This window comes from Pantoea septica (assembly GCF_002095575.1).
GTDB lineage: Bacteria > Pseudomonadota > Gammaproteobacteria > Enterobacterales > Enterobacteriaceae > Pantoea > Pantoea septica.
Genome location: NZ_MLJJ01000008.1, coordinates 32,964 through 56,717, shown reverse-complemented (window position 1 = coordinate 56,717; position 23,754 = coordinate 32,964). Strand labels below are relative to the sequence as shown.

23 protein-coding genes are annotated in these 23,754 nt (G+C 59.2%); 14 read left to right on the top strand and 9 right to left on the bottom strand.

Features of this window, described 5'->3' with window-relative positions; all coding sequences use genetic code 11:
• Window positions 1-28: 28 nt before the first annotated feature.
• Complete coding sequence (rplI, locus tag HA46_RS06305) at window positions 29-478, top strand: 50S ribosomal protein L9 (RefSeq protein WP_033754882.1); 450 nt, start codon at window positions 29-31, stop codon at window positions 476-478.
• A 60-nt stretch (window positions 479-538) separates the two neighbouring features.
• On the opposite strand, the gene HA46_RS06300 is transcribed toward rplI, so the two are convergent.
• On the bottom strand, window positions 539-1,210 hold the full coding sequence (locus HA46_RS06300) for an OapA family protein (protein ID WP_156943261.1): 672 nt from the start codon (window positions 1,208-1,210) through the stop codon (window positions 539-541).
• Window positions 1,211-1,427: 217 nt separating this feature from the next.
• Here HA46_RS06300 and bamJ point away from each other — a divergent pair, with 217 nt between their 5' ends.
• Window positions 1,428-2,048: a BamJ family beta-barrel-assembly machinery protein gene (bamJ, locus tag HA46_RS06295; RefSeq protein WP_084883026.1), complete on the top strand. Its 621-nt coding sequence runs from the start codon at window positions 1,428-1,430 to the stop codon at window positions 2,046-2,048.
• Between the two features lie 56 nt (window positions 2,049-2,104).
• Here bamJ and HA46_RS06290 read toward each other — a convergent pair whose 3' ends face one another.
• Window positions 2,105-4,048, bottom strand: coding sequence for a bifunctional 2',3'-cyclic-nucleotide 2'-phosphodiesterase/3'-nucleotidase (locus HA46_RS06290; protein WP_084883024.1), 1,944 nt, complete (start codon window positions 4,046-4,048; stop codon window positions 2,105-2,107).
• Between the two features lie 272 nt (window positions 4,049-4,320).
• On the opposite strand from HA46_RS06290, the gene cysQ reads away from it, so the two are divergent.
• A complete protein-coding gene (cysQ, locus tag HA46_RS06285; RefSeq protein WP_084883020.1) occupies window positions 4,321-5,061 on the top strand; it encodes a 3'(2'),5'-bisphosphate nucleotidase CysQ in 741 nt (246 codons plus the stop codon).
• Between the two features lie 29 nt (window positions 5,062-5,090).
• On the opposite strand, the gene HA46_RS06280 is transcribed toward cysQ, so the two are convergent.
• A complete protein-coding gene (locus tag HA46_RS06280; protein WP_084883017.1) occupies window positions 5,091-5,645 on the bottom strand; it encodes a YtfJ family protein in 555 nt (184 codons plus the stop codon).
• Between the two features lie 315 nt (window positions 5,646-5,960).
• Between HA46_RS06280 and HA46_RS06275 the strand changes: the two genes are divergently transcribed.
• Window positions 5,961-6,167 carry a DUF1107 domain-containing protein gene (locus HA46_RS06275; protein ID WP_033754894.1) on the top strand — a complete coding sequence of 69 codons (207 nt, stop codon included), beginning with the start codon at window positions 5,961-5,963 and terminating at the stop codon, window positions 6,165-6,167.
• Window positions 6,168-6,200: 33 nt separating this feature from the next.
• On the opposite strand, the gene paeA is transcribed toward HA46_RS06275, so the two are convergent.
• Window positions 6,201-7,529: a polyamine export protein PaeA gene (gene paeA / locus HA46_RS06270; RefSeq protein WP_033792321.1), complete on the bottom strand. Its 1,329-nt coding sequence runs from the start codon at window positions 7,527-7,529 to the stop codon at window positions 6,201-6,203.
• A 470-nt stretch (window positions 7,530-7,999) separates the two neighbouring features.
• On the opposite strand from paeA, the gene tamA reads away from it, so the two are divergent.
• From tamA to HA46_RS06255, 3 genes are read left to right on the top strand one after another with little or no spacing between them, the layout of a single operon-like run.
• Window positions 8,000-9,715 carry an autotransporter assembly complex protein TamA gene (tamA, locus tag HA46_RS06265; RefSeq protein ID WP_208857396.1) on the top strand — a complete coding sequence of 572 codons (1,716 nt, stop codon included), beginning with the start codon at window positions 8,000-8,002 and terminating at the stop codon, window positions 9,713-9,715.
• Window positions 9,712-13,482 carry an autotransporter assembly complex protein TamB gene (tamB, locus tag HA46_RS06260; protein ID WP_084883011.1) on the top strand — a complete coding sequence of 1,257 codons (3,771 nt, stop codon included), beginning with the start codon at window positions 9,712-9,714 and terminating at the stop codon, window positions 13,480-13,482. The genes tamA and tamB overlap by 4 nt, the downstream gene beginning before the upstream one ends.
• A 2-nt stretch (window positions 13,483-13,484) precedes the next feature.
• Window positions 13,485-13,841, top strand: a complete 357-nt coding sequence (locus HA46_RS06255; RefSeq protein ID WP_033792318.1) for a gamma-glutamylcyclotransferase family protein — start codon at window positions 13,485-13,487, stop codon at window positions 13,839-13,841.
• 225 nt (window positions 13,842-14,066) lie between these two features.
• Here HA46_RS06255 and ppa read toward each other — a convergent pair whose 3' ends face one another.
• From ppa to HA46_RS06240, 3 genes are all read right to left on the bottom strand, one after another.
• The gene (gene ppa / locus HA46_RS06250; RefSeq protein WP_033792317.1) at window positions 14,067-14,597 is read right to left on the bottom strand and encodes an inorganic diphosphatase; all 531 of its coding nucleotides are present in this window, start codon (window positions 14,595-14,597) and stop codon (window positions 14,067-14,069) included.
• A 100-nt stretch (window positions 14,598-14,697) separates the two neighbouring features.
• On the bottom strand, window positions 14,698-15,147 hold the full coding sequence (locus HA46_RS06245; protein ID WP_033754911.1) for a DUF441 domain-containing protein: 450 nt from the start codon (window positions 15,145-15,147) through the stop codon (window positions 14,698-14,700).
• Window positions 15,148-15,218: 71 nt separating this feature from the next.
• Window positions 15,219-15,632 carry a lysozyme inhibitor LprI family protein gene (locus tag HA46_RS06240; protein WP_084883007.1) on the bottom strand — a complete coding sequence of 138 codons (414 nt, stop codon included), beginning with the start codon at window positions 15,630-15,632 and terminating at the stop codon, window positions 15,219-15,221.
• 155 nt (window positions 15,633-15,787) lie between these two features.
• Between HA46_RS06240 and HA46_RS06235 the strand changes: the two genes are divergently transcribed.
• A complete protein-coding gene (locus HA46_RS06235; RefSeq protein WP_033792315.1) occupies window positions 15,788-17,347 on the top strand; it encodes a methyl-accepting chemotaxis protein in 1,560 nt (519 codons plus the stop codon).
• Window positions 17,348-17,393: 46 nt separating this feature from the next.
• On the opposite strand, the gene fbp is transcribed toward HA46_RS06235, so the two are convergent.
• Window positions 17,394-18,398 (bottom strand): class 1 fructose-bisphosphatase, encoded by a 1,005-nt coding sequence (gene fbp / locus HA46_RS06230; protein ID WP_033792314.1) that lies wholly within the window; start codon window positions 18,396-18,398, stop codon window positions 17,394-17,396.
• A 168-nt stretch (window positions 18,399-18,566) separates the two neighbouring features.
• On the opposite strand from fbp, the gene mpl reads away from it, so the two are divergent.
• Window positions 18,567-19,919 (top strand): UDP-N-acetylmuramate:L-alanyl-gamma-D-glutamyl-meso-diaminopimelate ligase, encoded by a 1,353-nt coding sequence (mpl, locus tag HA46_RS06225; protein ID WP_084883002.1) that lies wholly within the window; start codon window positions 18,567-18,569, stop codon window positions 19,917-19,919.
• 52 nt (window positions 19,920-19,971) lie between these two features.
• On the opposite strand, the gene yjgA is transcribed toward mpl, so the two are convergent.
• Window positions 19,972-20,514: a ribosome biogenesis factor YjgA gene (gene yjgA / locus HA46_RS06220; RefSeq protein ID WP_033754925.1), complete on the bottom strand. Its 543-nt coding sequence runs from the start codon at window positions 20,512-20,514 to the stop codon at window positions 19,972-19,974.
• A 117-nt stretch (window positions 20,515-20,631) separates the two neighbouring features.
• Here yjgA and pmbA point away from each other — a divergent pair, with 117 nt between their 5' ends.
• The 5 genes from pmbA (at window position 20,632) to HA46_RS06195 (ending at window position 23,734) form a co-directional block, all read left to right on the top strand.
• Window positions 20,632-21,972 carry a metalloprotease PmbA gene (gene pmbA, locus HA46_RS06215; RefSeq protein WP_084882999.1) on the top strand — a complete coding sequence of 447 codons (1,341 nt, stop codon included), beginning with the start codon at window positions 20,632-20,634 and terminating at the stop codon, window positions 21,970-21,972.
• A gap of 69 nt (window positions 21,973-22,041) precedes the next feature.
• A complete protein-coding gene (cybC, locus tag HA46_RS06210; RefSeq protein WP_033792310.1) occupies window positions 22,042-22,428 on the top strand; it encodes a cytochrome b562 in 387 nt (128 codons plus the stop codon).
• Between the two features lie 293 nt (window positions 22,429-22,721).
• Window positions 22,722-23,054, top strand: coding sequence for a glycine dehydrogenase (locus tag HA46_RS06205; RefSeq protein WP_244277509.1), 333 nt, complete (start codon window positions 22,722-22,724; stop codon window positions 23,052-23,054).
• Window positions 23,055-23,069: 15 nt separating this feature from the next.
• Complete coding sequence (locus HA46_RS06200; protein WP_096072111.1) at window positions 23,070-23,432, top strand: SFCGS family glycine-rich protein; 363 nt, start codon at window positions 23,070-23,072, stop codon at window positions 23,430-23,432.
• 2 nt (window positions 23,433-23,434) lie between these two features.
• Window positions 23,435-23,734, top strand: coding sequence for a DUF4312 family protein (locus tag HA46_RS06195; RefSeq protein ID WP_084883079.1), 300 nt, complete (start codon window positions 23,435-23,437; stop codon window positions 23,732-23,734).
• Window positions 23,735-23,754: the final 20 nt, after the last annotated feature.

The following is a 23,754-nucleotide window of genomic DNA, read 5'->3' as shown; positions in this document are numbered from 1 at the left end:
CCATTAACGACTTTAAGAGGATAAGGTAATGCAAGTTATTCTGCTTGATAAAGTAGCAAACCTGGGCAGCCTGGGTGATCAGGTCAACGTTAAAGCGGGCTACGCGCGCAACTTCCTGGTACCGCAGGGCAAAGCTGTCCCGGCTACCAAGAAAAACGTTGAATATTTCGAAGCTCGCCGCGCTGAACTGGAAGCCAAACTGGCTGACGTTCTGGCTGCTGCCAACGCACGCGCTGAGAAAATCAATGCACTGGGTTCAGTGACCATCGCCTCTAAATCAGGCGACGAAGGTAAACTGTTCGGTTCTATCGGTACTCGCGACATCGCTGACGCTGTAACTGCGGCTGGCGTTGAAGTGGCTAAGAGCGAAGTTCGTCTGCCGAACGGCGTTCTGCGCACCACCGGTGAGCATGAAGTTGACTTCCAGGTTCACAGCGAAGTTTTCGCTAAACTGGTTGTGAATGTAGTTGCTGAGTAATTTTACTCGGTAATGCGAAAAAGCCGGCCTTGCGCCGGCTTTTTTGTTTTTGCCGCACGGCTACTGCGCGCGGATAAAGCTGCCATCCGGCTGACGCGTAAAGAGCACCGGCCCGCTGGCGCCGTCCACGGTCAGTCCCGTCACCACGCCCTGTGCATTCTGTCGAATTTTCACCTGCTGCCCGCTCTGCAGCGCGCTCAGCGGCTGATCGCTGCCCTCTACGCGCGCCATGGCGAACACGTCGCCCACCGGCAGATTATTGTCGCGAAACAGCTGCGCCAGCGTCTGGCCTGAGGCGATAGTGTAGTTGCGCCACTCGCCCTGAGAATCTGCTTTCGGCGGCTGCGCGTTTTGCTGCGGCGCTTTCTGGTCGTAAATCTCCGCCTGCATCGGCACCTCTTTTTCGCCGCCTGCCGTCTGCTGCCGTTCAACAGGATACTGCGGCGAGCTGGAGGGCCACAAAAACGCCAGCAGCATCACCAGCAGGGCGATAACGATGCCGCGCCGGTGTGCGGGCGGTAGCGGGGACATCCAGCGAATATTATCCGTATAGTGCCAGACCGTGCTGAGCCAGGCGGGCAAGCGGGAAGGCGCCTCTGAAGCCATTCGTGAATCCTCCTCATCGCCAGCGGCGCGCGACGGTTTAGCAGGCCGCCAGGCGAATCGTTGGCGCAGTGTGCGCAAAGTGCGTGGCGCGCGCGTCCTGCGGCGTTGTGGGGCGATTTGACCCATGTATCTTCTCTTCTTTCAGTACGCTGCCGAGGTTGCCCTCGTCCAGAGTTATAGTATGGGCAATACGGGCGCGACGTGCCTGTCAGCCTTAAGAAATATGACCTGCGTATTGTTTCTGTTTCACCGCTAAAAGTCACCTGCGCGGCGCGGGATTTTACGCCAGCGGCCCGCGCTGTTATGCTGCCGGTTCAAATTAGCGAAAGAGACAGGTATCAAGATGACGACCCCTTCATTCGACAGCGTCGAAACACAAGCAAGTTACGGAATTGGTTTACAGGTTGGCCAGCAGCTGCTCGAGTCCGGTCTGCAGGGACTTCAGCCGGAAGCGCTGCTCGCGGGCCTGCGCGACGCGCTGGAAGGGAATTCGCCGGCCGTGCCGGTCGACGTCGTGCATCGCGCGCTGCGTGAAGTGCATGAGCGCGCGGAAGGCGTACGCCGCGAGCGCGTCGAGGCGATGGCTGCCGAAGGCCAGACTTTCCTGGCGGAAAACGCGCAGCGCGAAGGCGTCAACAGCACCGAGTCGGGCCTGCAGTTCAGCGTGATCAAGCAGGGCGACGGTCCGTTCCCGTCACGTCAGGATCGCGTGCGCGTGCACTATACCGGTAAGCTGATCGACGGCACGGTATTCGACAGCTCGGTCGCGCGCGGCGAACCGGCGGAATTCCCGGTGACCGGCGTGATTGCAGGCTGGATCGAAGCCCTGACCCTGATGCCGGTCGGCTCGAAGTGGGAGCTGACCATCCCGCACAACCTCGCCTACGGCGAACGCGGTGCAGGCGCGTCAATTCCGCCGTTCAGCACCCTGATCTTCGAAGTCGAGCTGCTGGAAATTCTTTAATCTTCGCCGCTTTGCAGCATGCAAAAGCCAGCCCTCGGGCTGGCTTTTTTGCGCGCTTATTTCTGCTGTAAATCGACTTTCCACAGCGCAAAGCCGATCTCATCGCTGCCCTGGGGCTGCATCGGATAACGCGCATGGCTGCGAATAAAGGCGGTCGCCTTCTCGCCCGGCGCGGTTTCGAAGCGAATATCGAGCGGAACACTGCTCTCTATCGGCGCCAGCCGCCAGTTATTATCCGCCTGCGGACGCACTTCGCCCTGTTTTTTGGTCTCGGCGCTGATATAGGCCGCGACGACCGCACGGTTCTCATCGGGCGAGGCAAAGGCGATAAAGCGATCGCCGGTGCCGGCGAACTTGCCGCCGTAGGCGCGATAGTTATTGGTGGCGACCAGGAAGGTGGCGTGCGGATCGACCGGCTTGCCCTGCCAGCTCAGGTTTTTAATGCGCGAAGCGTCTGGATGGATCAGCTGGCATTCGCCGTCGTAGCGGGCCGGTTGGGTGACGTCTATCTGGTAGTTAACGCCGTCGATCACGTCGAAATTGTAGGTGCGGAAATCCCAGTTGATCAGCGGCTGAGCATCCCGGCGCTGCGGATCAATCTGGTTGAACTGGCCTGCGGCGCACTCCAGCCACTCTTTCACCTGCGCGCCGCTGACTTTCATCACCACCAGCGTGTTGGGATAGAGATAGAGATCGGCGGCATTGCGGAAGGTGAGCTCGCCTTTCTCCACTTCGGTATAGCTGGCCGGATCGTTTTTGCGCCCGCCCGCCTTAAAGGGCGCGGCGGCCGAGAGCACCGGCAAATGGCCCAGATCGGGGTCGCCCTGAATAAAATGCTCTACGTAGGCGCGCTGCGCGTTATTGACGATCTGCACGGTCGGATCGTCCTGCACCAGCGAAAGATAGCTGTACATCACGTCCGCCGACTTGCCGATCGGCTTCGCCACAAACTCGCGCGTGGCGCGGTGATCGTCCGCCAGCACCTTCACTAGCGCCGGATCCTCCGCCGCCAGCGACTTTTTCTGCGCCGCATCGTAAATCGGCCGCGCTGCTGCTTTGCGATCGCTGACCTGCCAGCGGCCAGCTTCATTGGTCAGCACCAGATCCACCACGCCCAGATGATCGCCCCACATGCCGGGCATAACCGCCGCAACGCCGTTTAGCGTGCCTTTCTCGATATCGGCCCCTTTGATGGCGGCGAACTCCTTGCCGGGAAAGACGGCGTGCGCATGGCCAAAGAGAATGGCGTCGATGCCCTTGACCTGGCTGAGGTAGTAGACCGAGTTCTCCGCCATGGCATGGTAAGGTTCGCTGCTGAGGCCGGAATGGGGGATCGCCACCACCAGATCGGCCCCCTGGGCGCGCATCTGCGGCACATAGCGACGCGCGGTTTCGGTGATGTCTTCAACGCGCACTTTGCCCTGCAGGTTGGCTTTGTCCCACACCATAATCTGCGGCGGCGCAAAGCCGATAAAACCGATCTTCAGCTGCTGCGGCTTGCCGTCGCGATCCGTCACGTCAACCGTCTTGATCAGCCAGGGCGTAAACATCGGCCGATTGGTCTGGAGATCGATAATATTGGCGTTCACATAGGGAAAACGCGCGCCCGCCAGCGCCTTGCGCAGGTAGGGCAGGCCGTAGTTGAATTCATGATTGCCGAGGTTGCCGACGCTGTAGTCCAGCGTATTCATCGCCTTGTAGACCGGATGGATCTCGCCCTGCTGAAGGCCTTTCGCCGCCATATAGTCGCCGAGCGGGCTGCCCTGAATAATATCGCCGTTATCCACCAGCACGCTGTTCTTCACCTCCTGCCGCGCGGCATGGATCAGCGACGCGGTACGCACCAGCCCAAACTTTTCGGTCGGCGTATCTTTGTAATAGTCGAAATCCATCATGTTGCTGTGCAGATCGGTGGTTTCCAGCAAACGTAGATCAACGGTGGCGGCGTGTAAACTCAATGAGAGACTCAGCGCCAGAAGGGTCATAGTCGGTTTAAACATGCGTGCTCCTGCTGCAAAAAGTTAAGTCTCTCAAATTAATGTAAAAGAATGATGATGTGTCAGAGGATTACGTGATGGGTTTAACGTTTTGCGCGTCAAAAAAGCTGAAAAGCGCGCGGCATAGCGGCGAGTCGCAATCTATGGTATTGATATTGTTAAAATAATGAGACATTAGCGCCTGGAAGGCCGGGCGGAAGCGCAGTAGCTGCTAAAATTTAACCCAAGTAGCGCACGATAACCTCGTGCGGCTGCCACCGAAAAGGAGGTGAAAAATGTTAGAGCAAATTTGCCAGCTGGCGCGCGAAGCGGGCAACGCGATCATGCTGGTTTATGAAAAGGAAACGCCGGTAGACGTTTCCCGCAAATCCGACGACTCCCCGGTGACCGCTGCGGATATTGCCGCGCATGATATTATTCTGCAGGGGCTTAAACAGCTAACGCCGGAAGTGCCGGTGCTGTCGGAGGAAGATCCCCCTTCATGGAGCGAGCGCCAGCAGTGGCAGCGCTACTGGCTGGTCGATCCGCTCGACGGCACTAAAGAGTTTATCAAGCGTAACGGCGAGTTTACCGTCAATATCGCGCTGATCGATCAGGGCAAGCCGGTGCTGGGCGTGGTGTACGCGCCTGCTCTCGGCGTGCTTTATGCTGCCGCAGAAGGCAAAGCCTGGAAAGAAGAGGGCGGCAACAAGACGCAGATCCACGTGCAGGAGGCGCGGCCGCCGCTGGTGGTGGTGAGCCGTTCTCACGCCGACGAGGAGCTGAAAGAGTATCTCAAGCAGCTGGGCGAGCATCAGACCGTCGCTATCGGCTCCTCGTTGAAGTTCTGCCTGGTGGCGGAGGGCAAAGCGCAGCTCTATCCGCGCTTTGGGCCGACCAACATCTGGGATACCGGCGCGGGGCACGCCGTCGCCGTGGCGGCCGGGGCGCACGTTCACGACTGGACTGGCAGAACGCTGGATTACGCGCCGCGTGAATCCTTCCTTAATCCGGGATTCCGCGTCTCGCTGTTCTGATCAATTAAGGGAGGCACCGCCTCCCTTTTTCAGGATTTAACCAGCGTCCGAACCAGGCTAATCACCTGCGTCACTTCCTCCTGCGTCAGCGCGCCGTCTTTAGCGAAGCGCACGCGGCCGCTCTTATCCAGCACCACAATCGCCGAGCCGGCGTCCGCCAGCTGCCAGGCGTGCTTTACGTTGCCTTTGCTGTCGACGATAAACTGCGACCAGGGATACTGCTTTTTATTGCTCTCAATACTGCTGCGCACAAACATCCCGGTGCCGGGAATGGCGTCGTCGGTATTGACGATGGTGGTGGTCTGGTAGCGATCGTGCGGGAAGCCCGCGGCTTTAATCGCCTCGATCACGGCGGCATTCTTCTCTTTCGCGGAGGAGCGCCCGGCGATGTGCTGGATCACGCGCACCTTGCCGGCGAGCTGCGCGCTGTTCCAGCGCTGGTAGCGGAAATCATCCTGTTGGTAGAGCAGCTCCCCTTTATCCTCGACGCCCACCGCGGGCACGCGCTGGTCTTGTTTCAGGCTGTGAGCGAAAACTACGCCGGGCAAGAGAACCAGCGCAAACAGAGTGCAGGCGAGTCGCATTATCATTCTCCTCGGTGATCGGACCAGTTAGTCATTTTTCTGAAATAGTAAGCAGGGATGATGCGCCTGTCTTGTTAAGGTGTCAGGTTTGCTATGTATGCCACAATCTCTTAACAAGTTTGGATTTATACTGTGTTGGTAAAGCGACATAACAGACTATTCTGTAATGATGTGTCAATTCAGTAAAAAAGTTCAGTTTTCGGAACAATACCATCGTGGTGTGTTCTATAGTTTACCGGCACTTTGCGCTTCATGGGCTCGTACCGAACTTGGCAACGGCGAAGCGTATTTATAAATGTACAGGAGTTAGACAGCATGAAGATCTTCCAACGCTATAATCCATTGCAAATAGCGAAATACGTAAAAACGCTGTTCAAAGGACGGATGTATATCAAGGACGTTGGCGCGTTCGAATTCGACAAAGGAAAAGTGTTGATTCCACGCGTAAAGGACATTCAGCATCTGAGCGTGATGTCCGAAATTAACCGTCAGGTTCTGCGCCTTCAGGCGGAGTTCAACTGATAAAAAAGGGCGCCGACGGCGCCCTCTGATTTTCTACTCTTCAGCTTCCGTGGCTTTCGCCACATTTAGCACCGGCGGACGATCGTCAATCCGCGTCACCAGCAGCTGATCGATACGATAACTGTCGATATCCACCACTTCGAACTTAAACCCGGCGAATTTGACAAAATCGGTGCGCTTCGGGATCTTGCGCAGCATATACATCATAAAACCGCCGATGGTTTCGTAGTTGCCCGACTGCGGAAATTCGTCAATATGCAGCACGCGCATCACGTCGTCGATTGGCGTGCCGCCCTCTACCAGCCAGGAGTTCTCGTCGCGCGCCACGATCTGCTCTTCCAGCCCCTGGCCCACCAGATCGCCCATCAGCGTAGTCATTACGTCGTTGAGAGTGATAATGCCCACCACCAGCGCGTATTCGTTCATGATCACCGCGAAGTCTTCGCCGGCGGTCTTGAAGCTTTCCAGCGCTTCGGAGAGCGTCAACGTATCCGGCACGATCAGCGCCGCGCGGATCTGCACGCCGCTGTTGAGCGCCATGCTCTGATTGCCCAGCACGCGCAGCAGCAGCTCTTTGGAGTCGACATAGCCGACGATATGGTCGATATCGCCGTCGCACACCAGGAACTTAGAGTGCGGATGTTGGGCGATTTTGGTCTTCAGGGTGGTTTCGTCTTCACGCAGATCGAACCAGACCACGTTTTCGCGCGAGGTCATCGAGGAGGGCACGGTGCGCGACTCCAGCTCGAACACGTTTTCAATCAGCTCGTGCTCCTGCTTACGCAGCACGCCCGCCAGCGCGCCCGCTTCCACCACCGCGTAGATATCGTCGGAGGTAATATCGTCTTTACGCACCATCGGCAGCTTAAAGACGCGGAAGAATACGTTCGCCAGGCCGTTGAAAAGCCAGACCAGCGGACTAAACACCAGCAGGCAGAAACGCATCGGGTTGATGATGCGCAGCGCCACGACTTCCGGCGCGATCATGCCGACGCGCTTTGGCGTGAGATCGGCGAACAGAATAAAGAAGCTGGTGACGATGATGAAGGAGCAGATAAAGCTGAGCTGGTCGGCAAGCGCCGGCTCCATAAAGCGGCTAAAAAGGCTGCTGAAGGCGGGCGAAAAGGCCGCGTCGCCGACGATACCGCCGAGGATAGCCACCGCGTTCAGGCCGATTTGCACCACGGTAAAGAAGGTGCCGGGGGTTTCCTGCATCTTCAACACGCGCTGCGCGTTAATATTGCCTTCGTCGGCCAGCAGTTTGAGTTTGATCTTGCGGGCAGCCGCCAGCGAGATTTCCGAGAGAGAGAAAAAGGCGCTGATCACGATCAGCAACAATATGACAAGCAAGCTATCTAACATAGGGTTTCCAAAGGGTTATCCACTTGTCATTTTTGGCCTGGGCAGCGCGCCTGAAGGGCGTACCGATCGTACTCACCTCATAGTCTGGGCTGTCCGTGCCAAAAATGTCTGCGCCTTATCGACGCTGCGAAGCGGCGCCGGGGCAGAAATAGAGCAGGCGAAGCCTGCGCCGCTGATTATAGCAGCAGCGCCCTCAACGCCGCCAGAGTTCGCAGCAACGCCGTTGCGCTCGGATTAATCCGAGTGGCGCGCGCAACTGTTGCGCAGCGGTTGTATCGCTTCGGCCATTTGCCGACAATAGATCGCTATTTGGCTTTGTTACCGTTTTTTCGCAGCCGCAGGCCGCTTTCTACGGCTATGATGATGACTGCGCCGCTGCGATGTTCTTATCCAGGGATATATTACGCCCCGCGGAATAGGGGTCGGCATGATTAACAGGAGTACGCGTGCCACGAATTCACGTCTGTTTTATGACCTGCCTGCTGGCCGCCGCGCCGGTCGCTGAGGCAGCGAAAGTGCGCCTTGAAGTGCAAGGCTTAACCGGGGACCTTAACAAGAACGTGCGTGCTCGCCTCTCGACCATCGGCGCCGACGAGGTGTCGAACGATGGCCGTTTTCGCGCGCGCGTTTCAGAGGCGATCCAGCAGGGACTCAAGGCGCTTGGCTACTACGAGCCCGATATCGACTTCGAGGCGCGTCCCGCGCCGCCGCAGGGCGGACGGCCGGTGCTTATCGCCCACGTCAAACCCGGCGAGCCGGTTAAAATCGCCGGCAGCACCATCGTGCTCGAAGGGGACGCGCTGCGCGATCCCGACTATCAGGCCTGGGTAAAAGAGGGCACGCCGAAAAAAGGGCGGCAGCTCAATCACGGCGAGTATGACAAATTTAAAAGCGGCTTCTCGAACCTTGCGCTGCGCAACGGCTACTTTGACGGCGACTTCAAAAAGAGCCAGCTCGGCGTCTCCGTCGAACGGCGCGAAGCCTTCTGGGATATCGACTACGACAGCGGCCAGCGCTACCGCTTCGGCGACGTCAGCTTCTCCGGCTCGCAGATCCGCGAAGCCTATCTGGAGAACCTCGTTCCGTTCAAAAAAGGCGACTATTACAGCTCGCGTGAGCTCGCCGAGCTGAACCGGCGCCTGTCGGCCACCGGCTGGTTTAACTCGGTCGTGGTCGCGCCGGAGTTCGCGCAGGGGCGCAAAACCAAAGTGCTGCCGCTCAACGCCGCCGTTACGCCGCGCACTGAAAACACCATCGAAACCGGCATCGGCTACTCTACCGACGTCGGGCCGCGCCTGAAGGCGACGTGGAAAAAGCCCTGGGTGAACGACAGCGGCCATAGCATGGCGGCCAGCGCCTATCTCTCCGCGCCAGAACAGCAGCTCGACCTGAGCTACAAAGTGCCGCTGCTGAAAAGCCCGCTGGAGCAGTATTACATCTTCTCCGGCGGCCTGAAGCGCACCGATCTGAACGACACCAAGGCCGATACCACCACGCTCGGCGTGTCGCGCTACTGGGAGAACAGCACCGGCTGGCAGAAAGCGGTCAACCTCAAGTGGAGCCTCGATCACTTTACCCAGGGCAGCGTCACCAACACCACGATGCTGCTCTATCCGGGCGTCAGCCTGAACCGCACGCGATCGCGCGGCGGCCTGATGCCGACGTGGGGCGATTCGCAGCGCTACTCTATCGACGTCTCTGATACCACATGGGGATCGGACGTCGACTTCCTGATCATGCAGGCGCAGAACGTCTGGATCCGCACGCTGGCGGATAAGCACCGCTTCGTGGCGCGCGGCAACCTCGGCTGGATCGAAACCAACAACTTCGAAAAAGTGCCGCCGGATCTGCGCTTCTTCGCGGGCGGCGATCGCAGCATTCGCGGCTACAAATATAAAGATATCTCCCCGCGCGACGACGACGGCAAGCTGACCGGCGCCTCGAAGCTCGCCACTGGCTCGCTGGAGTATCAGTACAACGTCAGCGGGAAATGGTGGGGCGCGGCGTTTATCGACTCGGGCGAAGCGGTTAACGACATCAAACAGAGCAATTTTAAAACCGGCGCGGGCTTTGGCGTGCGCTGGGCGTCGCCGGTCGGGCCGATCAAACTGGACATCGCCCGGCCGATTGGCGACAGCGAGGAGCATGGTTTGCAATTTTATATCGGACTGGGGCCTGAACTATGAAGCTGTGGAAAAAGGTCCTGATCGGCGTACTGATTTTTCTGGTAGTGCTGCTGGGCGGCGTGGCGTTTTTAATCGGCACTACCCCTGGCTTGCATCTGGTACTGAACGGCGCGACGCGCTGGGTGCCAGGTTTATCGATCAAGCAGGTTGACGGCGGCTGGCGCAACCTGACCATCACCGGCCTGCGCTATGAAATGCCCGGCGTCAACGTCGATGCCGGCACGTTTCACCTGGCGGTCGATCTTAACTGCCTGCTGCACTCCTCGGTGTGCGTCAACGATATCGCGCTGAAGGATGTCAGCGTAGTGGTCGACAGCAAAAAGATGACGCCAGCGCAGGAGGCGCCGCCGGAAGAGGAGAGCGGCGGCGGCGATCTCAGCACCCCCTATCCGATTACGCTGCGTCATCTCGGCCTGCATAACATCAATGTAAAGATCGACGACACCGCGATCTCGCTGCTCGACTTCACTACCGGTCTGCAGTGGCAGGATCGCGCGCTGACGCTTAACCCGACCCATATCCAGAGCCTGCTGGTGGCGCTGCCGAAGGCGGCGCAGGTCGCCAACGAAGAGGTCGTGCAGCCCAAGGTGCAGCAGCCGCAGCAGGATGAGAAGCCGCTGGGCGAAACGCTGCAGGCGATGTTCGCCAAACCACTGCTGCCTGAGCTGCCCGACTTCCGTTTGCCGCTCGATATCGACGTGCAGGAGATCCTCGGCGAACAGCTGCGCCTCACCGGCGATACCGACATTGCGGTAAACCGCCTGCTGCTGAAGGCGAAAAGCGCCGACCGGCGGCTGCAGCTGCAGACGCTGGACGTCGATTCGAACCTCGGCCAGCTTAACGGCAGCGGCGAAGCGACGCTGGCGGACAACTGGCCGGTAAATTTCACGCTTAACGGCACGGCGAACGTCGAGCCGCTGAAAGGAGAGAAGATCAAGCTGGATCTGGGCGGCGCCATGCGCGACGAGCTGAAGCTGGGCCTGAATCTCTCTGGGCCGGTACGCGCCCAGCTCGACGCCGCCACCCAGCTGGCGGTGGCGGGGCTGCCGCTGTCGCTGCGCCTCACCAGTCCGCAGCTGCGCTGGCCGCTGACCGGCGCGGTGCAGTACCAGGCGGACAATCTCGACTACCAGTTCAAAGGCAAAGCCACTGACTACGTGATGTCGCTGCGCACGGCGGTGAAGGGCGACAGCGTGCCGCCCGCCACCGTGGCGCTGGACGGCAAAGGCAACGTCGAGCAGTTCAACCTTGATAAGCTGCGCATCGGCGCGCTGCAGGGCAACGTCGACCTGACGGCGCTGGTGGACTGGAGCAAAGCCATCAGCTGGCGCAGCGAGCTGACGCTCTCCGGCATCGACACGGCGCGCCAGTATCCTGACTGGCCGGCGAAGCTGGACGGCAAAATCGCCACGCGCGGCAGCCTTTACGGCGGCAGCTGGCAGATGAGCGTGCCGCAGCTGCAGCTGAAGGGCAACGTCAAACAGAATGCGGTCAGCGCCGAAGGCTCGCTGAAAGGCAACAGCTATAACCAGTGGGATATCCCGGGCGTGAAAATCGCGCTGGGCCGCAACAATCTGGACGTCAAGGGTTCACTGGGCGATGCGCTTAATCTGGACGCCACCATCGACGCGCCCCATCTTGATAACGCGCTGCCGGGGCTGGGCGGTGTCGCCAAAGGCACCATCAAGGCGCGCGGCACGCTGCAGGCGCCGCAGCTGCTGGCCGATCTCAACGCGACCGGCCTGCGCTGGCAGCAGCTGCAGATCCGGCGCGTCACGCTGGACGGTGACGTACGCTCCAGCGATCAGGTGGCCGGCAAGCTGCAGCTGCGCGTTGAGCAATTGCAGCAGGACGCGCTCAAGATCGGCCTGCTGACGCTCAACGCCGACGGCAATGAAAAAGCGCATCAGCTGAAACTTAACGTGCAGGGCGAGCCGGTTTCCGGCCAGCTGGCGCTGAACGGCAGCTTCGATCGCCAGCAGCAGCGCTGGCAGGGTACGCTTAACAATACGCGCTTTGACACGCCGGTGGGCGAATGGCGTCTGACGCGCGCGATGGCGATCGACTACCTTAACGCGAAGCAGACCGCCACCATCGGGCCACACTGCTGGCAGAACCCCAACGCGCAGCTCTGCGTGCCCGAGCCGGTCGAAGCTGGCCCGAGCGGCCACGCGCATATCCAGCTTAACCGCTTCGACCTCGCGATGATTAAACCCTTCCTGCCGGACGAAACCCAGCTGGCGGGCGTCTTTAGCGGCGATGCGCGCGTGAACTGGACCGCGGACGGCGCGCTGCCGACCGGCACCGTCTCGCTGAAAGGCAACGGCGTCAAGGTCCGTCAGGACGTGCAGGGCAATACGCTGCCCATCGATTTCAGCGCGCTCAACCTGAACGCGGCGCTGCGCAACGGCCGCGCCGATCTCGACTGGCTGATCCGCATCGCCAACAATGGACAGCTCGACGGCAACGTGCAGATCGCCGATCCGCAGAACCGCCGTACGCTGGGCGGCAACGTCAACATTCGCAATATCTCGCTGGCGATGTTCAATCCGGCGCTGATGCAGGGCGAGAAGATCAAAGGCAGCCTTAACAGCGCGCTGCGCCTCGGCGGCAGCGTGAAGCAGCCGCAGATCTTCGGCCAGCTTGGCCTGCAGGGCGTCGACGTCGACGGCAACTTTATGCCGGTCGATCTCACCGCTGCGAACCTGAATATGGTGTTCAACGGCATGAGCTCGACGCTCAACGGTCTGGTGCAGACCGCGCAGGGCAATATCAACCTCAACGGCAGCGCGGACTGGAGCCAGCTCGACAACTGGCGCGCCCGTATCGCCGCGCAGGGCAGCCGCGTACGCGTGACCGTGCCGCCGATGGTGCGCATGGACGTCTCGCCGGATCTGGTTTTCGAGGCGACGCCGGCGGCCTTTAGCCTGGATGGCAGCGTCGATATCCCCTGGGCGCGCATCACCGTGCAGGAGGTGCCGGAGAGCGCCACCGGCGTCTCTTCGGACGAGGTGCTGCTGGATAAAAATCTGCAGCCGATTCAGCCGAAAACCGCCGCCATCCCGATCAACAGCAACCTGGTGATCCACGTCGGCAACGACGTGCGGCTGTCGGCCTTTGGCCTGAAGGCGAAGCTCAACGGCGACCTGAAAGTGGTGCAGGACAAAACCGGGCTGGGCCTCAACGGCCAGATCAATATCCCGTCCGGCCGCTTCCACGCTTACGGGCAGGATCTTATCGTGCGCAAAGGCGAGCTGCAGTTCGCCGGCCCGCCGGATCAGCCTTATATCAACCTTGAGGCGATTCGTAACCCTGAAGCGACAGAGGATGACGTGACGGCCGGCCTGCGCGTGACCGGTCTGGCGGATGAGCCGAAGGTAGAAGTCTTCTCCGATCCGGCGATGTCGCAGCAGGAAGCGCTTTCCTATCTGCTGCGCGGTCAGGGACTGGGCACGGACGGCGACGGCAACGCATTAACCTCCGCCTTAATTGGCCTGGGGGTTGCGCAAAGTGGTCAGGTTGTGGGTAAAATCGGCGAGACGTTCGGCGTCAGCAATCTTGCCCTTGATACCACCGGCGTTGGCGACAGCCAGCAGGTGCAGGTCAGCGGCTATGTGCTGCCGGGTCTACAAGTAAAATATGGTGTCGGCATATTTGATTCACTGGCGACGTTAACCTTGCGTTATCGCCTGATGCCCAAACTCTATTTAGAAGCCGTGTCTGGTGTGGACCAGGCTCTTGATTTGCTCTATCAGTTTGAGTTTTAGCAATGCGAATAATTGTCTACGGCAGTTTACGGCGCAAACAGGGAAACAGTCACTGGATGACGAATGCGCAATGGCTGGGGGATATGCAGATTGAGGGCTACGAGCTCTACAGTCTCGGCCATTATCCGGGCGTGATCCCGGGCGAAGGAACCGTCTATTGTGAAGTTTACCGCATCGACGCCACAACGCTGGGCGAGCTGGATGCATTGCGCACTAAGGCTGGCGAATACAAACGCCAGCTGATGCAAACGCCTTACGGCAGCGCATGGCTTTACGTCTATCAGCGCCCGGTTAAGGGACGTCAGCGCATCGCCAGCGGCGACTGGCTACGGCGCGACGATCCCCCGTCAGACGCATAAACGAAAACACCGTCCAGAGGGCGGTGTTTTTTTATCTGCGGCCTTAAAGAGCGGGTGATATGGGCCGATCGCAAAGACGCAAAAAGCGGCATCCATGCCAGCTCGACCGGCGTCTTCCCTGACGCGGGACGCTTTGCTCTTCGGCCCATATCACCCGCTCAGTCACCCGGCGCACAAATAAAAACACCGTCCAGAGGACGGTGTTTTTTATCGGGCGGCGCCAGATTATTTCTTCTGAGCGCGCTCGAAAGAGGAGATGATTTCAGCTTTCGCCGCTTCGGCGTTGTCCCAGCCTTCAACCTTCACCCATTTGCCTTTTTCCAGCGCTTTATACTGCTCGAAGAAGTGGGTGATCTGCGCGCGCAGCAGTTCCGGCAGGTCGTTCACATCTTTAATGTGATCGTACTCTTTGGTCAGCTTGGTGTGCGGCACGGCAACCAGTTTGGCATCTTCGCCAGACTCGTCGGTCATTTTCAGCACGCCAACCGGACGGCAGCGGATCACGGAGCCCGGCTGCAGCGGATACGGGGTCGGAACCAGCACGTCAACCGGATCACCATCCAGCGACAGGGTGTGGTTGATATAACCGTAGTTGCACGGGTAGAACATCGCCGTAGACATAAAACGGTCTACGAACAGGGTGCCGGAATCTTTGTCGACTTCGTATTTGATCGGATCGGCGTTGGCCGGGATCTCAATGACAACGTAGATATCTTCTGGCAGTTCTTTACCGGCAGGCACCTGGTTCAAACTCATCGGGCATTCCTTCAATAGTCACATGTTGAGTGTCGGCTATTATAGCCAACTGCCTGTGAAAGTATGCCCCCAATTTTGACCTTTCGGAATGCTCCTCGTCCTACTTCGCAACGACGAACAGCGAGACGATCCCTGCAGCAATCAGTGGTCCGACCGGCACGCCGCGAAAGAAGGCGACGCCAATCACCGTGCCGATCAGCAGGCCGCCGACGACCGACGGCTGCGCGCTCATAAAGCTCACGCCGCGCCCGCCCAGCCAGGCGACGAAAATGCCGACCAGAATCGCCACGATCGACTGCCAGCTGGCGAAAGATTTCAGCAGCGACGAGGCGGGAAGCGAACCGCTGGCGAGCGGCGCCATAACGGCGACCGTCAGGATAATAATACCGAGCTGAATGCCCTGTTTCTCGACGTAGGGAAAGAACTGCGACAGTGGGGTGAGCTTGATCGCCAGCAGGATCAGAATAGAGATAGTGACCGCGCTGTTGTGGACGAAATAGCTGAGGACCGCGAGGCCGATAAGAATAAGGGTAGAGGCGTACGCAGCCATGATTTCTCCCTGAAAATAGACGGATGCGCCAGCCGATGCCGGCGCGTGAATAAAAGAACCGTCTCCATTTATCAACAATCGCCGCCGTCGGCGCAACTGCCTTTATTCATCGAGCGCAGCAATAGCGCCTGATTACGCACCAAATCGACGCGCTGTGTCGCCAGCGAAATTTGCGCCAGCGTGCCCTGCGTGCTGTTGAAATAAGCCGCGCTCGCCGACTGCCAGCTGTCGCGATACGCCAGCCACTGACGCTGCGCACCGCGCACCTTATTTTTAGGCTCGCTGGTGAGCTTCTTCATTAACTGGCCATATTGCGTGTTCATCTCGCTATCCCAGGCCTGGCTGGCGCGGTCGTAGCACGACACCATCGCCGCGGTGGCGGATGCGCCGTTGAGACACTGCTCCAGCGCCTGATCGATCGGGTTCTGCTGCGCCAGCGCAGAGGCGCAGAACAGCAGGCCGACGACGGCGATACCTTTTTTCATGCTGTGAATCCTTATTAAGAAAGGTTAAGCGTGGGTGATCATCAGCGAAATGACCATCAACGTCGGTAAAGTTTCCCTGGGCAACTGCCGATAACTTGTACGTTTTAGGGCTACTGGATTTTCTGCCTTTATATAAGCAAACGGAAAACAACATCATGAAAAAGCTCTCACTACGCACAGGATTATTAGCTTTACTCGCCTTTATGACGCTGCTGCTGCTGGCGGTCAGCGTCATGGGCATCATTGCCATTAACAAAGGAAACCGATCGCTGGATGTGATCAACCGCATCCAGGGCGTCGAGCTCAATGCGCTCTATCAAAGCAACGGCGACCTGATGCGCGCGCGCGCCACCGCCGCGCTGGCGGTGCGCAAAATCGAGATCGGCCTGCTGGACGAAGGCGCCGCCCTGGCGAAGCAGGCGCAGGCTGACGTTCAGGATTCGCAGCGGAATATGAAAGCGTTCGTCGCGGCAGGAACGGTAACGGCGCACGGTAAAAAGCTGGCTGACGACATCATATCGGCCTACAACGCCTACCTGGCGCAGGGCATCAAACCCATCATGGATGCGCTGGAAAAGCAGTATACCGACGAATACTACAGCGTGCTCGAGGGCAATCTCGCTAAGCTCGCCCTGAACTACAGCACTGCGGTGGCGGCGTTCGGCAGCTATGCCAATCAGGTGACCGACGCGCAGCTGGCGCAGGCGGCCTGGAACGAAACGCTGATGAAGGCGCTTATTGGCGCGGCGGTGGCGCTGACGCTGCTGCTGTTCGTGCTGGCCTGGGTGCTGATGCGCCGTCTGCTGCTGCTGCCGCTTAATCGCGCCATTACCCATCTGGAGCAGGTCGCGGCGGGCGATCTGTCGCAGACGCTGCCGCCTGCGGGCGACAACGAGCTGGGCCGCCTTAACCGCGCGCTAGGGGAGATGCAGCAGGCGCTGCGCGCTCAGGTTAGCCAGGTGCTCCACGCCAGCCTGCAGATCGACGTCGGCAGCCGCGAGCTGGCGGCGGGCAATGTGCATCTTTCCCAGCGCACCGAAGAGTCGGCGGCATCGCTGGAGCAGACCGCCGCCAGCATGGAGCAGCTGACCGCCACGGTGCGCCTTAATGCCGCCAACGCGCAGCAGGCGAATAAGCTGGCGAGCAGCGTCTCCGACACCGCCGATCGCGGCGCGGAGGTGGTTAGCTACGTGATGGAGAAAATGCAGGAGATTACCGCCAGCGCGAATCGTATCGGCGATATTCTCGGCGTGATCGACAGCATCGCCTTTCAGACCAATATCCTCGCGCTGAACGCCTCGGTAGAGGCGGCGCGCGCGGGCGAGCAGGGGCGCGGCTTCGCCGTGGTGGCCAACGAAGTGCGCACGCTGGCGCAGCGCAGCGCCAACGCGGCGAAAGAGATCCGCGGGCTGATCTCGGAGTCGCAGACGCGGGTAAAAGAGGGCAGCGATATGGCGACGCGCGCGGGCGAGACCATGGATGAGATCTCCAGCGAGGTGATGCGCGTGACGACGCTGATGAAGGAGATTTCAATGGCGTCCGATGAGCAGAGCCGCGGTATCGAGCAGGTCAATCAGGCGGTGACGCAGATGGACGAGGCGGCGCAGCAGAACGCGGCGCTGGTTGAGCAGGCTACGGCGGCAACCCAGTCGCTGGAAGCGCAGTCGCAGCATCTGCAATCCACGGTATCGCTGTTCCGGCTGGAAACGGCGTAAAAGAAAAGGGCGCGAGATTCGCGCCCTTTTCTGCAAGAGTCCGCTTTTACTGCGCAGCGTCCGGGTATTCGCGCAGGAAGCGCTCAACGTCGTCGACCATCGCGTTATTGCCGCAGAAGAACGGGCAGCGCTGATGCAGGGTTTCCGGCTGAATGTCGAGAATACGATTCGCGCCGTCGCTCGCCTTGCCGCCAGCCTGCTCGGCGAGGAACGCCATCGGGTTGCACTCATAGAGCAGGCGCAGCTTGCCGTTCGGGTGGCTGGCGGTGCTCGGGTAGAGATAAATCCCGCCTTTCAGCAGGTTGCGGTGGAAATCCGCCACCAGCGAGCCGATGTAGCGCGAGGTGTAAGGACGATGTGAGGCATGATCCTCTTCCTGGCAGAACTTCAGGTATTTCTTCACGCCCTGCGGGAAACGAATATAGTTGCCTTCGTTGATCGAGTAGGTGTAGCCCGTCGGCGGATAGGTCATGCGCTCGTGGCTCAGGCAGAAGACGCCGAGCGACGGATCGTAGGTAAAGGCGTGGACGCCGCAGCCGGTGGTGTAAACCATCATGGTCGAGGAGCCATACACTACGTAGCCCGCCGCGACCTGCTTGTTGCCCGGCTGCATAAAGTCCGCTTCGGTGACCGGCGTGCCTGGCGCGCTAACGCGATGATAGATAGAGAAGATGGTGCCGACAGAGACGTTAACGTCGATATTGGAAGAGCCGTCCAGCGGATCCATCAACACCACGTATTTGCCGTGTTCTACTCCTTCGAAGATTACGAACTCGTCCTCTTCTTCCGAGGCGATGCCCGCCACGATACCGCGCGCTTTCAGCGCCGCTTTCAGCTTCTCGTTCGCGAAGAGATCGAGCTTCATCTGCTGCTCGCCCTGGACGTTTTCAACGCCGCTTGCGCCGAGAATATCTACCAGGCCGGCTTTGTTGATGTCGCGATGGATGATTTTCGCGCCCAGCTTAATAGCGGAAATTAGCGCCGTCAGTTCACCTGTTGCGTGAGGAAAGTCGTGCTGTTTCTCGACGATAAATTCGCCTAACGTTTTCATAACACATTCCCTGAATCTTCGATGGAGTGGCAGCCTGCCTGGCAAACCGCCAACGTTTGCGTACGCAGTTTAGCCGAATGAACTTCAAAAACCATAGTCCTAATCCGTTTCTTAAGTCTGCGAGCAGGGTTACACTGTGCGCCGAACTTTTGAGTAATGGATCTCGTTATGCGTATTCATATCCTTGGGATTTGCGGCACGTTTATGGGCGGTCTGGCGATGCTGGCACGTTCCCTTGGCCATCAGGTGACCGGTTCGGACGCCAACGTTTATCCGCCGATGAGCACGCTGCTCGAGCAGCAAGGCATAGAATTAACAGAGGGTTACGACGCTTCTCAGCTCGATCCCGCGCCGGACCTCGTTATCATCGGCAACGCCATGACGCGCGGCAACCCCTGCGTGGAAGCGGTGCTGGAGCGCAACATTCCCTACCTTTCCGGCCCGCAGTGGCTGCATGACTTCGTACTGCGCGATCGCTGGGTGGTGGCGGTAGCAGGAACTCATGGCAAAACAACCACTTCTGGTATGGTAGCCTGGATACTGGAGTCGTGCGGACTGGCGCCGGGCTTTATCATCGGCGGCGTGCCCGGCAACTTCGACGTCTCGGCAAAATTAGGAAAAAGTCCATTCTTCGTTATCGAGGCGGATGAGTATGACTGCGCCTTCTTCGACAAGCGTTCCAAATTCGTTCACTACTGCCCGCGCACGCTGATCCTCAATAATCTTGAGTTCGATCACGCGGACATCTTCGACGATCTGCGCGCCATCCAGAAGCAGTTCCACCATCTGGTGCGCATCGTGCCGGGCCAGGGCAAAATCCTGCTGCCAGAGCACGATAACAACATCCGCCAGGTGATGACGATGGGCTGCTGGAGCGAGCAGGAGAGCGTCGGCGAGGGCGGCCGCTGGCAGGCGAAGAAGCTGGTGCAGGACGCCTCGCGCTGGGAAGTCCTGCTCGACGGCGAAAGGGTCGGCGAGGTGAACTGGTCTTTGGTCGGCGAGCACAACATGCACAACGGCCTGATGGCGATCGCCGCTGCGCGTCACGTCGGCGTCAAACCTGAAGACGCGGCGCAGGCGCTCGACAGCTTTATCAACGCGCGCCGCCGGCTAGAGCTGCGTGGCGACGTGAACGGCATCAAGGTTTATGACGATTTCGCCCATCACCCGACGGCGATTCTGGCGACCTTATCGGCGCTGCGCAGCAAAGTTGGCGGCCGGGCGCGTATTCTGGCGGTGCTGGAACCGCGCTCTAATACCATGAAAATGGGCGTGAGCAAAAACGACCTGGCGCCTTCGCTGGCACGCGCGGATGAGGTGTTTCTGTTCCAGCCGCACCATATTCCCTGGCAGGTCTCCGACGTGGCCGAAGCCTGCATGCCGCCGGCGCACTGGAGCGCCGATATCGATACGCTGGTGGAGATGGTCGTGAAAGCCGCCCAGCCGGGCGATTCGATTCTCGTTATGAGCAACGGCGGATTTGGCGGCATTCATCAGAAGCTGCTGGATCGGCTCGCTTAACGCATCGGGCGCCCCTTTCAGGGCGCCTTTTTTAGCGCCGCTTCGGCGTAGCTTAGCTTTCCGCCAGCTCGCGCAGATACTGGAATATCTGACGTGACGATTTAGGCGCTTTGTTGCCCGCTTTCTCTTTCTGCGCGTTGCGGATCATGCTGCGCAGCTGCTGGCGATCGGCGTGCGGATAGAGCGTAATCACTTCGTTCATCGCCTCGTCGCCCTGTTCGATCAGGCGATCGCGCAGCGCTTCCAGCTTGTGGAACAGCGCAACCTGCTGGTTGTGGCGGTTCTTCAGCTTGTCCAGCGCCTGACGGATCGGATCGACGTCGCGCGAGCGCAGCATTTTGCCGATCAGCTGCAGCTGGCGGCGACGGCCCTCTTTTTTGATGCGCTGCGCCAGCTCGACGGCGGCCAGCAGCTCTTCATCCAGCGGGATCTTCTCCAGGGCGTTCTTGCCCAGATCGACCAGTTCGGCACCCAGGCGTTTTAGCTCTTCAGCGTCGCGTTTAATTTCGCTCTTACTGACCCAGATAATCTCTTCGTCTTCTTCTTCCTGATTATCCGGCACGTCGTCGAGCCACTCATCGGGCTGTTTGGTCATTTTCTGGGCTCCCCTAAAAAAAGAGGCTAATCCTATCAGTTTATCGGGTGACTGCGAAATTGTTCTCTGACTCTGATAGACTCAAAACTTTCATACTTAAGATTAGACGGCAGGCCGATGAACGTATCTACTCAGGTTGCAGAACAGCGAAAAGTGTTGGAACAGGCAGTGGCGCAGGCGCTCGATCTGGCGAAGGCCAGCACCGACGGCGCAGAAGTGGCAGTGACCAAAACCACCGGAATCGGCGTCAGCACCCGTTACGGCGAAGTGGAGAACGTCGAGTTCAACAGCGACGGCGCGCTCGGCATCACCGTTTATCATCAGAACCGCAAGGGCAGCGCCTCATCCACCGATCTCAGCCCGGAGGCGATCAAACGCACCGTGCAGGCGGCGATCGATATCGCGCGCTATACCTCGACGGATCCTTATGCTGGCCCGGCAGATGCCGATCTTCTGGCGTTCGACGCGCCGGATCTCGATCTCTACCATCCCTGGGAGATCGACGCCGATCGCGCCATCGAGCTCGCCGCGCAGGCGGAGCAGTCCGCGCTGAAAGCGGATCCGCGCATCACCAATACCGAAGGCGGCAGCTTTAACAGCCACGTCGGCATTAAAGTCTTCGGCAACAGCCACGGCATGCTGCAGAGCTACTGCTCCAGCCGTCATTCGCTCTCCAGCTCCGTTATCGCCGAGCAGGACGGCGATATGGAGCGCGACTACGCTTATACCATTGGTCGCGCCTTCGAGGATCTGCAAAGCCCCGACTGGGTGGGCGCGGAGTGCGCGCGTCGCGTGCTGTCGCGGCTGTCGCCGCGCAAGCTTTCGACCATGAAAGCGCCGGTGATTTTCGCGCCGGAAGTCGCCACCGGCCTCTTCGGCCATCTGGTCGGCGCCATCAGCGGCGGCAGCGTCTACCGTAAATCGACCTTCCTGCTTGACGCGCTCGGCCAGCAGATCCTGCCGGAATGGCTCACTATTCAGGAACAGCCGCACCTCCTGAAAGGCCTGGCGTCAACGCCGTTCGACAGCGAAGGCGTACGCACCCAGGCGCGCGACATCGTTAAGGATGGCGTGCTGCAAACCTGGCTGATGACCAGCTATTCGGCGCGCAAGCTGGGCCTGAAAAGCACCGGCCACGCGGGCGGCATCCACAACTGGCGCATCGCCGGGCAGGGCAGCAGCTTTGAGGATCTTATCAGGCAGATGGGACGCGGCCTGGTGGTTACCGAACTGATGGGTCAGGGCGTCAGCGCCATTACCGGCGACTATTCGCGCGGCGCGGCCGGCTACTGGGTAGAGAACGGCGAGATCCAATATCCTGTGAGCGAGATCACTATTGCAGGAAATCTCAAGGATATGTGGCGCAATATCGTCACGGTCGGTAACGACATTGAAACCCGCAGCAACATACAATGTGGTTCGGTGCTGCTGCCGGAGATGAAAATCGCCGGACAATAATAAAACTCGCTTCCTGAAAGCAGCCGCTCTGGCTGCTTTTTTTTTACCCACAATAAAAAGGATATACCGATGCGTAAGCGTGTGATTGCAATGTTGTCTCTCTGCTTGTTGTCTGGAAGCGCCAGCCTGTACGCGGCGGATTTAGAAAATGATATGGATACGCTGAAAGACGGGCTGAATACCGTGATGAAAACAGGCGACGCGCAGGAGATGCATAAAGCGCTGGGCGAGATGCGCCAGGCGGCGCAGGATGCGAAAAAATCGACGCCGGAGAAGCTTGAAGGGCAGCCAGCCGACAGCGCGCAGATAAAGGATTACCATGCTGGCCTTGATTCGCTGATTGCGCAGATCGACGTGGTGGACAAGCTGGCGCAGGCCAACAACCTGGACGGCGCCAAAACCGAAGCGAAAAAGCTGGCGGAGATCCGCAACGCCAATCATAAAAAGTTCCGCTGACTCTCAGGCCGGTCCGCGCGACCGGCTTTATCGCGTCATCAGCTTCTCTTATCTCACATTTTTTTACCGTCGTGCCGCGCGCCGCTGCCTGCACGCTTCTCTTTTGAGACCCCTTTTTTAACATTTAAAGCGCGCATAACGCGGCTTCTGTCACACAATCCGTGCGTCCTGCGATCTGGCGCACAGCCTGCCCTGCGATTTCCACTTCCATGCGGAAAAAGTGCGTCTGCACTTCCACTTTGTCACGCCGTAATTTATTCGCAACGCGAATTTTCGTGAACAGGAGTAGCAAGGTGAGCAGTAACGGAGCTTCGGTACGGCAGGCAACGCCGGAAGAGATTCAGGCCCTGGCCGACAAGATCATGGCACAAATCGCGGCGATCTACGCCCAACACGATATCGCGCCCAACGCGGTGCAGCAGCAGATGCTGGCGTCGCACGTACGCGCCATGGCGCTGCGCTCGCTAACCGGCGAACCCCTTCCCGAGGTAGAGGCGGAGCTGTTTGAAGATATTTCGCCGGAGACCATGCAGCTGGCGCAGCAGGTGGTCGATCTGTTCGGCAATCTGCCGCGCGAAGAGGCCTGGCTTCTCTCCGTCCATATAGAAGTGGCTCGATCTAACTAACTGTATAAAGAGGAAATCATCATGGTAACCGTAGTGATTGGCGATCGTTTAGGTAAAGGACAGAAAGTCGCGGCGGGCGTGGAAAAGGCGGGCGGCCGCGCCGTCGTCGTGCCGGGCGTTGCGGCAGATATGAAGCTGGGTGACGTAATGAAGGCGGAAAACGCTGATTTCGGCATCTCCTTTTGCGGCAGCGGCGGCGCAGGCGCCATCACCGCGCAAAACAAATACGGCTATAAGGCGCGCCACGGCATGCGTTCCGTTGACGAAGGCGTCACCGCCATCAACGAAGGCGCCAACGTGCTCGGCTTCGGCTTTATGGACAAAGAAGAGCTAGGCGAGCGGCTGGTGCAGGCCTGGAACAAGAAGCACGGCAGCTGATGATGAAAGAACAATACGTTACTCAGGTGACGGTGCAGGGCAAAGGCGACAGTAAAGAGAAAGCTTTTGCCGATGCTCTGAGTCGCGTGCAGAACCAGGTTCTGCGCGCGACGCAAAAGATTCTGCTGCGCATCGAACCCCTGGATGTTCGGGTGCTGCGCGCGCAGGAGAGCGTCAAAAAGGAGAAATTTTTGTTCTTCTTTCTGGCGCGCCAGCGGCGGAACTACAGCGTCGAGCTGGAGATCTCCGTCAGCGTCACCGTGATTGATACCGGGCAGGTGACATTCACGGCGACACCGTAAAAACAGACGACAACAAAGGT

Excerpts from the sequence above, each read along its gene's own strand:
- rplI (WP_033754882.1), top strand. The coding sequence starts at position 29 with ATGCAAGTTATTCTGCTTGATAAAGTAGCAAACCTGGGCAGCCTGGGT.
- HA46_RS06300 (WP_156943261.1), bottom strand. The coding sequence starts at position 1,210 with ATGGGTCAAATCGCCCCACAACGCCGCAGGACGCGCGCGCCACGCACT.
- bamJ (WP_084883026.1), top strand. The coding sequence starts at position 1,428 with ATGACGACCCCTTCATTCGACAGCGTCGAAACACAAGCAAGTTACGGA.
- HA46_RS06290 (WP_084883024.1), bottom strand. The coding sequence starts at position 4,048 with ATGTTTAAACCGACTATGACCCTTCTGGCGCTGAGTCTCTCATTGAGT.
- cysQ (WP_084883020.1), top strand. The coding sequence starts at position 4,321 with ATGTTAGAGCAAATTTGCCAGCTGGCGCGCGAAGCGGGCAACGCGATC.
- HA46_RS06280 (WP_084883017.1), bottom strand. The coding sequence starts at position 5,645 with ATGCGACTCGCCTGCACTCTGTTTGCGCTGGTTCTCTTGCCCGGCGTA.
- HA46_RS06275 (WP_033754894.1), top strand. The coding sequence starts at position 5,961 with ATGAAGATCTTCCAACGCTATAATCCATTGCAAATAGCGAAATACGTA.
- paeA (WP_033792321.1), bottom strand. The coding sequence starts at position 7,529 with ATGTTAGATAGCTTGCTTGTCATATTGTTGCTGATCGTGATCAGCGCC.
- tamA (WP_208857396.1), top strand. The coding sequence starts at position 8,000 with ATGACCTGCCTGCTGGCCGCCGCGCCGGTCGCTGAGGCAGCGAAAGTG.
- tamB (WP_084883011.1), top strand. The coding sequence starts at position 9,712 with ATGAAGCTGTGGAAAAAGGTCCTGATCGGCGTACTGATTTTTCTGGTA.
- HA46_RS06255 (WP_033792318.1), top strand. The coding sequence starts at position 13,485 with ATGCGAATAATTGTCTACGGCAGTTTACGGCGCAAACAGGGAAACAGT.
- ppa (WP_033792317.1), bottom strand. The coding sequence starts at position 14,597 with ATGAGTTTGAACCAGGTGCCTGCCGGTAAAGAACTGCCAGAAGATATC.
- HA46_RS06245 (WP_033754911.1), bottom strand. The coding sequence starts at position 15,147 with ATGGCTGCGTACGCCTCTACCCTTATTCTTATCGGCCTCGCGGTCCTC.
- HA46_RS06240 (WP_084883007.1), bottom strand. The coding sequence starts at position 15,632 with ATGAAAAAAGGTATCGCCGTCGTCGGCCTGCTGTTCTGCGCCTCTGCG.
- HA46_RS06235 (WP_033792315.1), top strand. The coding sequence starts at position 15,788 with ATGAAAAAGCTCTCACTACGCACAGGATTATTAGCTTTACTCGCCTTT.
- fbp (WP_033792314.1), bottom strand. The coding sequence starts at position 18,398 with ATGAAAACGTTAGGCGAATTTATCGTCGAGAAACAGCACGACTTTCCT.
- mpl (WP_084883002.1), top strand. The coding sequence starts at position 18,567 with ATGCGTATTCATATCCTTGGGATTTGCGGCACGTTTATGGGCGGTCTG.
- yjgA (WP_033754925.1), bottom strand. The coding sequence starts at position 20,514 with ATGACCAAACAGCCCGATGAGTGGCTCGACGACGTGCCGGATAATCAG.
- pmbA (WP_084882999.1), top strand. The coding sequence starts at position 20,632 with ATGAACGTATCTACTCAGGTTGCAGAACAGCGAAAAGTGTTGGAACAG.
- cybC (WP_033792310.1), top strand. The coding sequence starts at position 22,042 with ATGCGTAAGCGTGTGATTGCAATGTTGTCTCTCTGCTTGTTGTCTGGA.
- HA46_RS06195 (WP_084883079.1), top strand. The coding sequence starts at position 23,435 with ATGAAAGAACAATACGTTACTCAGGTGACGGTGCAGGGCAAAGGCGAC.